Source organism: Saccharothrix longispora (genome assembly GCF_031455225.1).
Taxonomy (GTDB): Bacteria; Actinomycetota; Actinomycetes; order Mycobacteriales; family Pseudonocardiaceae; genus Actinosynnema; species Actinosynnema longispora.
The window spans coordinates 6387590-6401780 of record NZ_JAVDSG010000001.1; the positions used below are offsets into that span (position 1 = coordinate 6387590).

Sequence of the window (14191 nt, forward strand, 5' to 3'; positions counted from 1 at the left end):
CATCGGGCAGCGCCAGAGCTATATCACATGCATGGAACGCATCGCGGTTGAAGACTACACGGTCCTTGTTCTAGCGCATGGCAGCACCACCTCTGAGGTCAGCAACGCTAAAGGGCACTTGTTCGAGGAGTTTATCGCACAGCTCCTCCATGCGTTCGGATACAACAAACCCCACCGAGATCGTCTCAACCCGACGGCCGATGGAATCGAACTCGATGTCACAGCCACGAGCGACTTCAACCGAAGTATGGCCATCGTTGAGTGCAAGGCTTACACGGCACAAGTCAAAGCCCAAGTCTGCACCTCATTCCTTGGCAAGTTACAACTCGCTCGATACGATCACGATGAAGATGTGCACGGTTACCTATGCGTGCTGCCAAGACTCGTCGCTCAGGGCGAAGAGGTTGCACGCAAGGCGTTGGCAAAGGACAACAAGTTTCATTACTTGAATGCCCATTCCATCGTGGAACTTTTAATTGACCGTGGTCTCGTGCGTCGCAGTGTGACAGAGGTCGAAAGTGCGCTATCTAGCGACCATGCGGTGCTGATCACGAAGTATGGCCTGTACAGTTGCGCCAAGATGCTCGATCCAGCGACCCATCGAACGGACCACATCGTGGTTTGGGGTCCAAAGGCTGGCGCACCAGTACCGCCAGACGTCGTAGATCTCCTGGCATCAGATACCTATGCTTCTGGGCTTTCGGTAAAAGCGGTCGGATCGACGCCTGACCGTACATTGATCCGTCATCAAGACGAAAGCCCTCCTCCCGTGATCGTTTCCGTACGAGGAAGCTCATCGGATTTCGAATATCAGTTCCCCGCTTCTCCAAAGTTCTTTGTAGGCAGGCGGGCGCTCCTTCAAGAAGTCGAAGCTGTCATAAGAGGCAAGCGGGGTTGCTTCGTCCTGAACGCTCAATCCGGCTGGGGAAAGAGCTCCCTCGCTCTACAAGCGAAACAGTTGGCAGAGCAAAAGGGTGGTTACGCCGTCGTTATCGACAGCAGAACTGCCGTCACGTCTAACTTCGTTGTGGAAGCACTTCGGGAGGCGGGTGTCGGTGCCGAGTCAACTCACCTTATCGACCTCCCATCGAATGCATCCTGGGCCAGCCTCCAAAGCGCGATTTCTACCTTCGAGCGGAGCGCATGGAAGCGAGATGCATCTCTTCTAATCTTCTTCGACCAGTTTGAAAACGTATTCCAGGACGAGGCGACCACTCGCGAGTTCCGCAACCTCGTACTCCTATTAAATGACGCTACGTGCCCACTGGTCGTTGGCTTCGCATGGAAAACCGATCTGGTTACGTGGACAGAGTCGCATCCATATCAATTGCGGGATGAGATACGGTCCAGCAGCGTTCGTATTTCGCTGGGGCCCATGGGATCGCGCGAGATCGAGACGCTCCTGCGCCGACTGGAAAAATCTCTGGACCAGAAGCTTTCACTGGATCTGCGTCAGCGTCTACGCGAGTACTCACAGGGTCTACCATGGCTTTTCAAGAAGCTCGGAAACCATGTGATTCTCGAAATCAAACAGAACGGAAAGTCGCAGGAAACCCTAGTAAGCGAGGCCTTGAACGTTCAGAGCTTATTTGACTCCGACCTGGCAGGCCTGTCACCGGTGGAGAACGAAGCGGTGAGGCATGTCGCCCGATTTGCGCCGATTGCAGCCACCGAAGTCACGGAAAAGTATGATGGGAATATAGTTCAATCGTTGTTGGACAGCCGCCTAGTAGTGGCGGTTGGCGACAAGCTAGACACCTACTGGGATATCTTTCGAGATTTTTTGAATACTGGCAGAATCCCCATTGAAGACTCTTATACTGTACGTCAGAACCCCAGTTCTGTCGCTCGCTTGCTCATACCTGTAATGGATGCAGGCGGCAACATGAGCGTACAAGATCTCTGCAGCACTTTGGGCGCAAGTCCGCAACTGGTGTACAACCTGTGGAGAGAGCTCCGCCTGTTTGGACTGACGATATACGAACCGCATCGGGTAAAGCTTCTCGAAGAAATTATTGCAGCAGCAGATCCAGAGGAAGAAATTCGCGCACGCGTCTACCGTGCCCTACGTCGCCATCGAGCGTACTCGCTGTTTATAGCTCTAGCTGAACGTCTCGGTGATCGCGTTCTCCTCGGCAGTTTTGCGCGGGAGTTGCCAAGCATCTTTCCGGCCGTCGATGCACAAGAGAAGACGTGGTTGATGTATGCGCGTGCATTCGCATACTGGTTCGACTACTGCGGGCTGGCACACGTGCAAGGAAGCTACCTGGTAGTTCCACCCGAAGGGTTCCATGGCAACGGAAGACTACTCGCGTCAGATCGAGCTTCCCGAAGTCGCTCTGGATATTCCGTCCACTACGCGGCGGGCCCGTGTCTTCGTCTCCTCAAAGAGCTTAGCATTCGTCCGCGGAGCATACCTGAACTATCCCGTGACGAACGCAAGTTCATTGCGGCACTGGCTTCGTTGAACCTGGTCTCTTGGTCTGATGCAGACGGCTACAGGTCCTTGCCAGGAGTTGTTGTGGGCGGCAGCATTGTGCAGGAACGATTGCTCGAGGCACTTCGTGCCCTACCCGGTGGAGCGCAGGCACTTGCCGAACTCGACGCTGATCCCAAGGTGGAAAATCCGAAGCTAGGATCGATCATTAAGTCGGCTGTGGGCGCAGCTTGGAAACCGGTCACGGTAAGCGACGTGGGGGGCGCTTTTAGAAGTTGGGCCAAAGCGGCTGGCGTCAGCGTACTGACAGCCCGAAGGCAAATACGACGTTCGGACGGGGAATCTGTCGCCCAGTTTCATGATGACAGTTTGGCTGAGCGGCTATTCTAAGGAGCCCCGCCGCGTCGTGAGTCACGGCGGACCAATGGAGCCAACACCCTACCGCGTGAAAGATGTGATCACCTTCTTTCGTGGGCAAGCCTGTGGGCTGGTCGATGCCGCCAAGGCATCGAGCTGTCCACAGGCGCGGCAGCCGAGCGCCCGAACCACTTCGTCAGGCCAAACACTCGGCCCCCGCAGGGGGCCGCCTTGATGAAGAAAAGAAACTCTGAACACCGAGGTCGAGGCGGTCAGAGCACGTAGTCGAGCCGAAGCGTTGTCGCGCTGTGGACGCTGATGACGTAGGAGTAGGTCATGGTCACTGCGGTGGTGTTCGACGTCGGTGAGACCTTGCTGGACGATTCGCGGGAGTGGGGTGCTTGGGCGGACTGGATCGGGGTGTCCCGGCACACCTTCTCGACGGTGCTGGGGGCGGTGACTGCGGCGGGGCGGGACAACGCTGAGACGTTCCAGTACTTCCGGCCTGGGTTCGACGTGGCTCGTGAGCGGTGGTTGCGGGAAGAGGCTGGGTTGGGTGAGCGCATCGAGGACGCTGACCTCTACTCGGATGTGCGGAGCGGGTTGGCTCGGCTTCGGGAGCTTGGGCTCTGGGTGGGGGTTGCGGGGAACCAGACTGCTCGGACGGCTGAGCTGCTGCGCGGGTTGGAGCTGCCGGTCGACGGGCTCGCCACGTCTGGAGAGTGGGAGATCGCCAAGCCTGCGTCGGAGTTCTTCGAGCGGGTTGTGGGGATGACGCCTGCGGCTGAGGCCGAAGATGTGCTGTACGTCGGTGATCACCGGGACAACGACGTGGTGGCGGCCAAGGCAGCCGGGCTGCGTACGGCGTTGATCCGGCGCGGACCGTGGGGCTACCTGTGGGCTGATGACCCGCTGGTGCGGCGTGACGCGGATTGGGTCATCGACTCGCTGCACGACCTGCCGGAGCTGCTGGGCACAGCGTGAGGTGGTGGCCGCAGGCAGTGGTCAGCGTGCCCCGGCCCAGGCGGCCAGGTCGAGCAGGTCGGAGCTGAGTGTGGGGTGGGTGCGCAGCAGGACCGAGAGGGCTTGGCGCACCTGAGGGTGGGCGCGGGTGTGTTCCGGGGCTGCTTGGCGTGCTGTCTGTAGGCAGAGGTAGGCGTCTTCGTGATGGCCGAGGTCGAGTTGGGCTCTGGCCAGGTCGATGTAGTAGTGCGAGCGGCGTTCGGCGGGGAGCGCGTCTGGTGGGTGCCAGGTGGCGGCTCGTTGGATGCCTGTCGGGTCGCGCAGCTCGGCGGCCACCGCGAGTTCGTGGATGCGCAGGGAGGCAGGGCCGAAGGCGGTGCCGAGGTAGATGGCTTCGGGTGCGGCGTGGGCTGCGTGGCGGGCGGTGAGCAGGTGGTCGGCGGCGATGTCGGCTTTGCCTGCTCGGGCGGCTACTACGGCGGCGCGCATGTGCAGTGCGCCGAAGGCCGCTGCGGTCGGTGCCTGCTTGAGGGCTCGGGTGGGGATCTGGTCCGCGGCCAGTTCCAGGGCTCGGGCGGCGGTGTGGAGGTCTCCGCTGGCGAAGAACGTCTCGGTGCGGACGTAGGAGACGGCGGCCGGTAGTAGCGGGTCGTCGGCTTCCTGGGCGGTGGTGCGCATAAGGTCGATCAGGCGGGCCGACAGGTCGAAGTAGCGGTACTTGTAGGCCACGCCGTCGGCTGCGCGCAGGGCCAGGGTGAGCAGGGTGGCGACCTGGCGGCGGTCGGCGGTGGTGGGCAGTTGGCGGGCTCGGGACAGTTCGCCGAGCAGACCGGGTAGGTGGCGCACCAGCTCGCCGTAGCGGGCTTCGAGGCGGTGCTCGTTCACGAGCGTCACGGCGGTGCGCAGCTCGGCGAGGCTGCGGGTGGGGCCGTCGTCGGGGATGTCGAGGATGTCCAGCGAGCGGCGCAGGCGTGGGATGCCCACGTGGACGATGTCCAACTGCTGGGGCGCGGCCTGGTCGACCGGCGCCCACGACTGGTTGGGCGCGTAGGCCGGGGCCGGGTCCACGGTGCGGCTGGCGTACAGCTCCTGGACGTCGTGGACCTCGCGGATGCCGCCGTTGAACCACCTGAGGTGGTGCGGGACGTGGAGGGCGTTGCACCAGCGTTCGAGCCGTTCGAGGTCGTTCATCGGGCGGCGGGAGCGTTCGAGTTCGCTCACTCGGCCCTGGGTGAGGTCGAGCCACTCGGCGAGGGTGGCTTGGGGCACGGTGGGGCTCTGGGCCTGGCGGTAGGCGCGGAAGATCCGGCCGATGTTGCGCGTCTCGAACGCCTCACGCACCGTGGGACGTGCCCAGAACTCCGGCGGAAGCTTGGGTGCGCGGAGCGCTGAGGAGGCGGTGCACCGGCCGCAGAGCGCGCCCCGGTTGTCACTGGCCAACAGGGTGTCGCACGTGCTGCAACGCCGCTTCGACGTGTTCACTTCCCTGTTCACCCCCTGAGACCGGCTCTGACCACTTCGGAGTGTAACTGGGCTGTTACGGCGCTGACCTGCGGTTAGTGGTCGAGGTATTTATTTGAACAGCAGGTCGTATCGGAATGATCTTCCGCGCGGGCGAACCTGGACGAGCAAGTCCCAGGTGTACGCGGAGGTGAGGCCGATGGGGCTGTACGTGCTTCTCCAGCCGGAGGAAGACGCGGACGCGGGCGTGGTCGAGCGCGCCCAGGGACACCCGTCCCTGGTGATCTCGTCCGGTGACGCGCGGATGACGGTGCAGATCGCCGGGCGCGAGGGCGGGGCGGAGATGGCCATCCGGTTCGCGCGCCAACTGGCGGAAGCCGCAGGAACGTTCGCCGACCGGTGCGAGGCGTTGACCAGGCTCGCACCGTTGGACTTCGAGGCCTTGGCTGCCACCCTCGGCACCACGCCCGAGGAAGTCGCCGAGGCGGCGGAACGGGAGAACGACAAGCCGTCCACGATCGACGCGGAAGCGTTCACCGAGGTCAGCACGATCGAGGGGCGCACTCGGTGACCGTCGTGGGCGAGGAGGTCGAGGCAGCCGGTGAGATCGGGCGGCGGATGACCCGGCGTCGACCCGCGCGGCGGGCGCTCTACCACGCGGTGTTGGGCGCGCACCTGCGGAAATTGCGGGAGCGGCAGGGCGTCTCGATCGCCAGGATCGCGGAGCACTTCGACGTGTCGCAAGCGCTGCTGATCAAGGTGGAGAACGGACGCCGTGGGCCGAGCCCGGCGAGCCTGGCCATGTACTGCGAAGTGCTCGGCCTGCCGATGCTGGACCTGCTGGCGGACGTGGCGGAACTCCACCGGGAGATGGTCGACCCGTTCGACCCGCTGCTCCGCACCGCGTTGACACCCGACATGCGGGCACTCGACGGGCTCGCCCTCTACACGGGCATACCCCGGCGACACATGCCGCAAGCACTCCACCGCCGACCGAGGACGGCGAGCGGAGGGCGACACAGGCCGACGACCTCCCCCGAGGAACCCGTGAACGAGACCGCTGACGGCCAGGAGCAGGACGGGCTCGGACCGGCTGCGGCGGAGTGAACCGCTCACTCGATCCGCCCGCGCGAGGCGTCACCCGTCGAGAAGCCCGAAACGTGCGGCGAAGAAGTAGCGTCGATCGTGAGACGCGAAACCCCCAGGCCGTCGACCTGGGGGTTTGGTGGGCCGCCAGGGGCTCGAACCCTGAACCAACGGATTAAAAGTCCGCTGCTCTGCCAGTTGAGCTAGCGGCCCGCGGTCGAGGGTAGTGGACGGGCGGGGGTCGGTTCGACGGTGGTTGCGGGTGTCGCGGCGGGAGCGTGATCACGGCACTGTCGGACCCCGCCGGCACCGTGGACCCGTGATCACCCTGGAACCGTGGGCCGAGGCCGACTTCGCGCTGCTCGAACGGCTGAACTCGCCCGCGATGACCACGTACCTGGGCGGGCCGGAACCCCGGGACCGGCTGCTCGACCGGCACCGGCGGTACCTGCTGCCTGACGCGGGGCGGATGTTCCGGGTGGAGGTGGACGGGGTGCCGGCGGGCAGCGTGGGGTTCTGGGAGCGGACCTTCGGCGGCTCGGTGGTGTGGGAGGTGGGGTGGAGCGTGCTCCCCGGGTTCCAGGGGCGCGGGGTGGCGTCGGCGGCGGCGGGGCAGGTCGCGGTGGCCGCCTGGGCGGTGGACGGCGGCCGGTCGGTGCGGGCGTTCCCGAAGGTCGACCACGCGGCGTCCAACGGCGTGTGCCGGCGGACCGGGTTCGCGCTGGTGGGGGAAGTGGACTTCGAGTACCCGCCGGGCACGCCGATCCGGTGCAACGACTGGGCGCTCGAACCGGAGTCCACACCCTCGGCCGGGTGAACGGGTGTCGGCGTGTGGTGACCGCCACTCACGCCGCTGGGTGACAATGGGGATGATGTCGACCGCGCTGCACGCCACCAAGCCCTTGAAGATCGGCCAGTACCTGGTCGATCCCGCCGTCGTGCTCGCGCCGATGGCGGGCATCACGAACGTCGCGTTCCGGCAGCTCTGCCGCGAGTTCGGCAGTTCCAGCTCGCTCTACGTGTGCGAGATGATCACTGCCCGCGCGGTCGTCGAGCGCGACTCCAAGACCATGCAGATGATCACCTTCGGTGAAGGTGAACGGCCGCGTTCGATGCAGCTCTACGGCGTCGACCCGACGTCCATGGCGGAGGCCGCGCGGATCATCGTGGGCGAGGACCGGGCCGACCACATCGACATGAACTTCGGCTGCCCGGTGCCCAAGGTGACGCGCAAGGGCGGCGGGGCGGCGCTGCCGTACAAGCGGCAGCTGTTCCGGCGGATCGTGCGCGCCGCCGTGAAGGCCGCCGAGCCCGCCGGGGTGCCGGTGACGGTGAAGTTCCGCATCGGCATCGACGACGACCACCTGACCTACCTGGACGCGGGGCGCATCGCCGCGGACGAGGGGGCGCAGGCGGTCGCCCTGCACGCGCGGACCGCCGCGCAGCGGTACTCCGGGCGGGCCGACTGGTCGGCCATCGCCCGGCTCAAGGAGGCGGTGACCGACGTCCCCGTGCTGGGCAACGGGGACGTCTTCAGCGCGCGGGACGCCCTGCGCATGGTCGCCGAGACGGGCTGCGACGGCGTGGTCGTCGGGCGCGGCTGCCTGGGGCGGCCCTGGCTGTTCGGCGAGCTCCAGGCGGCGTTCCGCGGTGAGCCGATCCCCGCCGGTCCGCGCCTGGGCCAGGTGGCGGAGGTGCTGCTGCGGCACGGTGTGCTGCTCGCCGACTTCCTCGGCGAGGACAAGGGCATCCGCGACCTGCGCAAGCACATGGCCTGGTATCTGAAGGGCTTCCCGGTGGGTGCGGAGCTGCGGCGCAGCCTCGCCATGGTGTCCACGCTCGTCGAGCTGGAGGACCTGGTCGGCCGGCTCGACCCGGACCTGCCGTTCCCGGACAGCGCGGACGAGCCGCGCGGTCGCCAGGGCTCACCCGCACGTGTGGTGCTGCCCGAGGGGTGGCTGGCCGACCCCGAGGACGCGATGGTCCCGGACGCCGAAGACATGCACTCGGGTGGCTGACGTGCGGTTGCGCGGCGCGATGGCCGCGGTGTGCGCACTGCTGCTGGTGGCGTGCGGTGCCACCGTGGCCGGCACGCCGCGCCCGCTCCAGGTCGGCGACGTGGAGCGCGAGCTGGTCGAGGGTTACTTCGAGGACCTCAACGAGGCCGGCACGCAGGGCACGACCGAGCAGCGCGACCTGCTCACCGACACCCAGCACCCGGACTTCCGCGACGACGACTGCCGGCTGCCCGCGGGCACGATCAAGGTGCAGCCGGCGATGTCCACGCTGCGCCTCGACCCGGAGTGGACGCCGCCCGGCGCGGACGAGCACCCGCGCGGCGTGGTGCTGGTCGTGGCCGTGACGCTGACCGTCGTGCAGGACGGCAGCGAGGTCGGCAACCAGATCGGCTCCCAGCACGTGGTGCTGCTCAACGGCAAGGCCTACGGCTTCGCCCCCTGCGCCACCTGACCGTCTCCCGCGCCGACCGGCCGTCGCGCGCGGCGTTCAAACACGCTCGGCACACGCCTCCCCCAGTTGATCACCGAACGTCACCGGTTCGGAGCAGTGCACGGTCAACCAGTAGAGGGAAATCACTAGTAGACGCGTCCTGCCGGCTCAAGCGTCGCGTCGTAACAGACGACACCTGGCAAGTAGGGAGGTGAGCGCGATGACCGCACTGCGACCCGACGTCGCCGAGTTCGACAGCGACAGCCAGCCGGCGGTGGGCGTGCCCGCGTCGTCCCAGGGCGAGGGCAGCGGCCTGGTGCAGCTGCACGAGTCGATCGCCACCCTGCTCGCCTCCCGGGGCCAGTGGCGGCAGGCGTACCAGCACCTGCGCTCGGCGTTCGACCTGGTCTACGCCGACCAGGACGAGGAGCCCCAGGTGCCCGAGCAGCTGCGCCGCGAGGTCGACCGGCTGCGGCGCGAGCACGCCGAGGCTCGCGAGCAGAGCCTCCGCGACAGCCTCACCGACAGCTACAACCGGCGCTACCTGGACGAGCGCCTGGTCGACATGGTCGCCGCGCGCGGCACCGCCGCGTCCAGCCTGGCCATCGCGCTGATCGACCTCGACTGGTTCAAGCAGGTCAACGACACGTTCGGGCACGTCCTGGGCGACCGGGTGCTGCAACAGGTCGTCGAACTGCTCCAGGAGGAGCTGCCGGAGGGTGCGTTCTGCGCGCGGTACGGCGGCGAGGAGTTCGTGCTCGTGCTGCCGGACGTCGAGGCGGCGACAGCCGTCGCGGTGGCCGAAGCCGCGCGGCTTCGTGTCGAGCGTCACTCCTGGTCGTCGCTCGCGGCCGGGCTGCGGGTGACGGTGAGCGTCGGGCTGGCCTACGAGCCGCCGGCCGCGGACACGTCCACGCGCCCGCCGGTCTCCCCCGAGCAGCAACTGCTCCGCGCCGACGGCCTGCTCTACACGGCCAAGCAGTCAGGACGCAACGCGGTGGCCTACCGCGAGAACGGCCGTGTGCGTCTCGCGGGTGCCGCTTCCGGGCGACGTGGGATAGCCGAATCGCGGGTAGTCGGTTACTGATACCTACTGGTTACTCACCCTTTCGGGCGTAGCCTGCTGCGCGTAACCGAGTACTACGGACCCCTGTATCACCGGGAGTGGTCGTCAGGACTGGCGGTCATCCGTAGTATCGCCAAGGCAAGTGACACGCCGTTGGTGCAACCACTGTGTCCTTGCTGTCGTCAACTCGTGATGACGACCCACTAGTGACCGAAGCTGAAGGGAGCCCGGGTGCCCGACGAGCCCCGCCGTGGCGGCCCCGGACCCGGTGGAGACCACGCCTCGCAGGACGACCAGCCGACCGGACGTCGCCGCAGGTCGCTTGACGATGGCGGGCTGAGCGTGTCCGAACTGCTCGAACAGCACAGCCGCACGAACATCCCCCGGCCGGTCCCGCCGGGCCCCGCGGACACCGGACGACGCGCCGCGCCCGAACCGCCCGTGCCGCCCGCCGGACCCGCGCCGAACGGCCCGCGGTCGCCGGTGCCACCACCGGCGCCGGAGAGCACCGGCCGACGTGCCGCGCCCGACCACTTCACGCCGTCCGCGCCGGACCGCGTCACCCCGGCCCCGAGCGGCGAGCCGCCGAGGCGCCCCGCGGCACCCAACGACTTCTTCGCGCCCGCGCACGAGGGCACCGGCACGCGCACACCCCGCCCGATGCCGGAGGACGGCCCGCGCCGCGCGCCGAACAGCCGGCCCGCCGAGGTCCGACGCCCCGATGAGGGCACCGGTCGGCGGGCACGCCCGGAGCCGCCGGAGGCCCCCGGCGGCGGCAGGCGCGCCGCGGAACCGCCGCGCCGCTACGCCGAGGGCGACCCGAACGCGCAGCGCCCCGTTCCGCCGCCTCCCGTGCGCCCGGACGCGCCGCGTCCCGGTGAGCACACCGGCCGCCGTGCGCGCCCCGTGCCGCCCGAGGGGCTTCGGCCCGACGCTCCCCGGCCGGATGCTCCCCGACCGGATGCCCTGCGGCCCGACGCGCCCAGGCAGGACGCGCCCAGGCAGGACCTGCCCCGTCCGGACCTCCGCCGTCCCGTGGACGACCCGGCGGCCGACGTCCCACGTCGCGTGGGCGAGAACACCGGTCGCCGTGCCCGGCCCGAGCCGCCGGACGGTCCTCGTCGACCGGCTCCGCGCCCTGAGGACGTCGATCCCCGACGCGCCCCGGACGGTGCCGGCCCGCGTCGCCGGCCCGTCGAGGGCGACCCCGCGGGCCGCCGGTTCGCGGAGGGCAACGCGCCGCGCCGACTCGCCGAGGACGGGCCGGAACCGCCCGTCCGCCCCGGTGAGGGCACCGGCAGGCGTCCGATGGGTCCCCGGCCGGACGAGGGGACCGGGCGACGTCCCGTGCCCCCGGACGCCCACAGGCCCGTCGACCCGCGCCGACTCGCGGGCCCACCCGACGACCTCGACCGCGGAGCCGGGCCCCGCCGCCTCGCCGGCGGCCCGGTGGACGAGCAGGACCACGGCAGCGCGCCGCGCCGACTCGCCCCCGGCGCCCCGGCAGGCCCCCGCCGCCCCGTCGGCAGCCCCGTGGACGAACAGGACCACGGCAGCGCGCCACGCCGACTCGCCGCCGGACCCGCCGGCCCTGTCGCCGGGCCGCCGGCCGCGCCCGACGCACCCGGTCGGCGCTTCGCCGAGGACGTGGCCGAGCAGCCCGCCATCGCGGACCGCCTCGGTGCGGGCGCGCCCCCCAAGGCCACGCCGCCCCACGCTGCGCCACCCCACGCCGCGCCACCCCCGGTCACGCCACCCCAGGCCGCCCCGCCCAAAGCCGCCCCGCCGAGCGGGCCGGAACCGCGCGACCAGATCGACCCCGCCAGCCTCACCACCGAGATGGAGGCCATCAGCGACGACGTCAAGAAGCGTCGCGAGGTCGACCACACGCTGGCCCGCTTCTCCGCCGTCCACGACGAACTGGCCGAGCAGGAGCGCCTCCGCAAGGAGCGCCGGCAGAAGCTGATGCCGTGGAAGGCCGACCACGACGACGACGCCACCGAGTACGCCTCCCCGGTCGCCGTCCTCGACGGCGACGACGGCCCCCGTCGCCGCGGCCGCACGGCCAAGCACAGCAGGATCGTGCGCACGGTCAAGGTGGTCTCGCTGGCGGCGGCCGTGCTGGTGTTCGTGTCCACGGGCCTCGGCTGGGGCGCGATGCTCTACATCGACAGCAAGTTCGTCGAGGTCGACGCGCTCGGCTCGAACTCCGCCGCCGTCCACGAGGCCGAGAAGCAGCTGGGCGACGAGAACTTCCTGATCGTCGGCTCGGACAGCCGGGCGGGCGCGAAGACGCAGGACGGCGTCGGTGACACCGAGGCGGCGCCGGGCGCGCGGTCCGACGTGCTGATGCTCGCCCACATCCCGGCCGACCGGAAGCGGATGGTCGTCGTCTCGGTTCCGCGCGACCTGACGGTGACGCGGCCCGCGTGCGAGCAGTGGGACTCCGGCACCGGCCAGTACACCGGCACGCAGCTCGACCCGCTGGAGGGCGCGAAGGCCAACCAGGCCTACTCCGACGGCGGCCCGCGGTGCGTGGCGAAGTTCATGACCGAGCTGACCGGCCTGGAGATCAACCACTTCATCAGCGTGGACTTCAACGGGTTCCGCGGCATGGTGGACGCGGTCGGCGAGGTCGAGGTGTGCGTGCCGAAGCCGATGGTCGACGACGAGCTCGGCACGATCTTCGACCAGGCGGGCCGGTTCCAGATCACCGGCGGCAAGGCGCTCGACTACGTCCGCGCGCGCAAGGTGTCCGGCGAGCAGTTCGGCGACTACGACCGCGTGACGCGGCAGCAGAAGTTCCTGTCCGCGCTGCTGCGCAAGGCGCTGTCGTCGGAGATCCTGCTGAACCCGGGCAAGCTCAACAGCTTCCTCAACGCGTTCGCCGCGGCCACCGTGGGCGACAACATCGGCGTGAACGACATGCTCACGCTCGCGCAGTCGCTGCGCAGCCTCGACGCCGGCCGGGTCAGCTTCGTGACCGTCCCGCACTACACGGACGAGGGCCCGACGCTGTCGAACGACGACAACATCGAGATGCTGCGCGAGGCGGAGACCAAGGCGCTGTTCCAGTCGATCATCGACGGCACGCCGCTGCCCGACGAGAAGCCGGACCCCTCGACGCAGGCGGCCGGCACGACGTCCGGCGCGCCGACCCCCGCGCCCGCGGGCCCCGAGCCGGGCAAGGTCGTCGACCCGAACGGCCTCAAGGTCAAGGTGCTCAACGGCGACCCCGACTCGCCCGGCCTCGCGAACTCGACGAAGCTGGCCCTGGAGGAACTGGGCTACGAGGTGGTCTTCCGCGGCAACGGCGAGGCCGCCGAGAAGACGATCATCAAGTACTACACGGGCGGCGAGGACGTCGCGGCGACGCTGGCCGCGTCCATCCCCGGTGCGACGCTGGTGGCCGACCCGACCATGGGCGGCGCGGTGGAACTGCTGATCGGGTCCGGCTGGGACGAGGTCGTGCGGGCGCCGGGAGCCGGAGGCGGGCAGCAGGAGCCCGGCACGCCGCAGCCGCCCAAGGACCTGGAGGTCGTCAACGCGGCGGAGGACCCCTGTGCCTGAGCGAACTGGACGTTTCGGGTTCACCCCGGGTTCACCGGGGCGGGTCGTTCCCGCGACGACCCGCACGTAGGCTGACCGCCATGCGTGAGGCTTACCACGACCAGCTCGGACAACTCGCCGGGCAGCTCGCCGACATGTGCGCGATGGCGGGTGACGCCATGGAGCGCGCGACCGCGGCGCTGCTCGACGCGGACCTCGCCCTCGCCGAGCAGGTGATCGGGGACGACGTCAAGATCGACGACGTCCGCGCGGGCATCGAGGAGCAGGCGTACGCGCTGCTGGCGCTCCAGGCGCCGGTCGCGACGGACCTGCGCATCGTGCTCGCGGTGATCCACGCGGCGGAGAGCGTCGAGCGCATGGGCGACCTGGCGCTGCACGTGGCCAAGGCCGCGCGGCGCAGGCACCCGAACCACGTGCTGGCCGACACCGTGCAGCCGTACTTCGCGGAGATGGGCCGCATCGCCGTCGAGCTGGCGCGCGAGGCGACCGACATCATCCGCACGCAGGACGTGGCGCGGGCGCGGTCGCTGGAGGACGCCGACGACGCGATGGACGACCTGCACCGCCACCTGTTCACGGTGATCATGGACAAGGACTGGGCGCACGGCGTCCCGTCCGCGGTGGACACGACGCTGCTGGGCCGGTTCTACGAGCGGTTCGCCGACCACGCCGTGTCGGTGGCCAAGCGGACCGTGTTCGTCGTGACGGGGCGGATGCCCGGCTACGGCGGCTCCGAGGAGTCGTAGGTCCGCGACCGGGCTCGCGTCCGGAGGTTCGTGGGTCCCGTCCGCAGCTCCCTGAGG

General features: G+C 68.6%; 11 protein-coding genes and 1 tRNA gene. 10 read left to right on the top strand and 2 right to left on the bottom strand.

The features are described 5' to 3' along the window. Positions 1-31: 31 nt before the first annotated feature. Positions 32-2827 carry an nSTAND1 domain-containing NTPase gene (locus tag J2S66_RS27170; protein ID WP_310310110.1) on the top strand — a complete coding sequence of 932 codons (2796 nt, stop codon included), beginning with the start codon at positions 32-34 and terminating at the stop codon, positions 2825-2827. Positions 2828-3130: 303 nt separating this feature from the next. Next, the gene (locus J2S66_RS27175; protein WP_310310111.1) at positions 3131-3778 is read left to right on the top strand and encodes an HAD family hydrolase; all 648 of its coding nucleotides are present in this window, start codon (positions 3131-3133) and stop codon (positions 3776-3778) included. Between the two features lie 21 nt (positions 3779-3799). On the opposite strand, the gene J2S66_RS27180 is transcribed toward J2S66_RS27175, so the two are convergent. After that, positions 3800-5098 carry a helix-turn-helix domain-containing protein gene (locus tag J2S66_RS27180; RefSeq protein WP_310310112.1) on the bottom strand — a complete coding sequence of 433 codons (1299 nt, stop codon included), beginning with the start codon at positions 5096-5098 and terminating at the stop codon, positions 3800-3802. Positions 5099-5417: 319 nt separating this feature from the next. Between J2S66_RS27180 and J2S66_RS27185 the strand changes: the two genes are divergently transcribed. After that, a complete protein-coding gene (locus J2S66_RS27185) occupies positions 5418-5789 on the top strand; it encodes a hypothetical protein (RefSeq protein ID WP_310310113.1) in 372 nt (123 codons plus the stop codon). Further along, positions 5786-6325, top strand: a complete 540-nt coding sequence (locus J2S66_RS27190; protein ID WP_310310114.1) for a helix-turn-helix domain-containing protein — start codon at positions 5786-5788, stop codon at positions 6323-6325. Before J2S66_RS27185 ends, J2S66_RS27190 begins: the two co-directional genes overlap by 4 nt. A gap of 116 nt (positions 6326-6441) precedes the next feature. Here J2S66_RS27190 and J2S66_RS27195 read toward each other — a convergent pair. After that, positions 6442-6517 (bottom strand) — tRNA-Lys (locus J2S66_RS27195). 106 nt (positions 6518-6623) lie between these two features. Here J2S66_RS27195 and J2S66_RS27200 point away from each other — a divergent pair. The 6 genes from J2S66_RS27200 to phoU all read left to right on the top strand — a co-directional run bounded on the left by J2S66_RS27200 (position 6624) and on the right by phoU (position 14134). Further along, positions 6624-7121: a GNAT family N-acetyltransferase gene (locus J2S66_RS27200; protein WP_310310115.1), complete on the top strand. Its 498-nt coding sequence runs from the start codon at positions 6624-6626 to the stop codon at positions 7119-7121. Positions 7122-7176: 55 nt separating this feature from the next. Further along, complete coding sequence (dusB, locus tag J2S66_RS27205; protein ID WP_374726135.1) at positions 7177-8322, top strand: tRNA dihydrouridine synthase DusB; 1146 nt, start codon at positions 7177-7179, stop codon at positions 8320-8322. After that, complete coding sequence (locus tag J2S66_RS27210; protein WP_310310117.1) at positions 8315-8773, top strand: hypothetical protein; 459 nt, start codon at positions 8315-8317, stop codon at positions 8771-8773. The genes dusB and J2S66_RS27210 overlap by 8 nt, the downstream gene beginning before the upstream one ends. A gap of 199 nt (positions 8774-8972) precedes the next feature. Continuing rightward, a complete protein-coding gene (locus J2S66_RS27215; RefSeq protein WP_310310118.1) occupies positions 8973-9839 on the top strand; it encodes a GGDEF domain-containing protein in 867 nt (288 codons plus the stop codon). A 321-nt stretch (positions 9840-10160) separates the two neighbouring features. Continuing rightward, complete coding sequence (locus tag J2S66_RS27220) at positions 10161-13388, top strand: LCP family protein (RefSeq protein WP_310310119.1); 3228 nt, start codon at positions 10161-10163, stop codon at positions 13386-13388. Between the two features lie 80 nt (positions 13389-13468). Further along, positions 13469-14134, top strand: a complete 666-nt coding sequence (gene phoU, locus J2S66_RS27225; RefSeq protein WP_310310120.1) for a phosphate signaling complex protein PhoU — start codon at positions 13469-13471, stop codon at positions 14132-14134. The last annotated feature ends 57 nt before the right edge of the window (positions 14135-14191 follow it).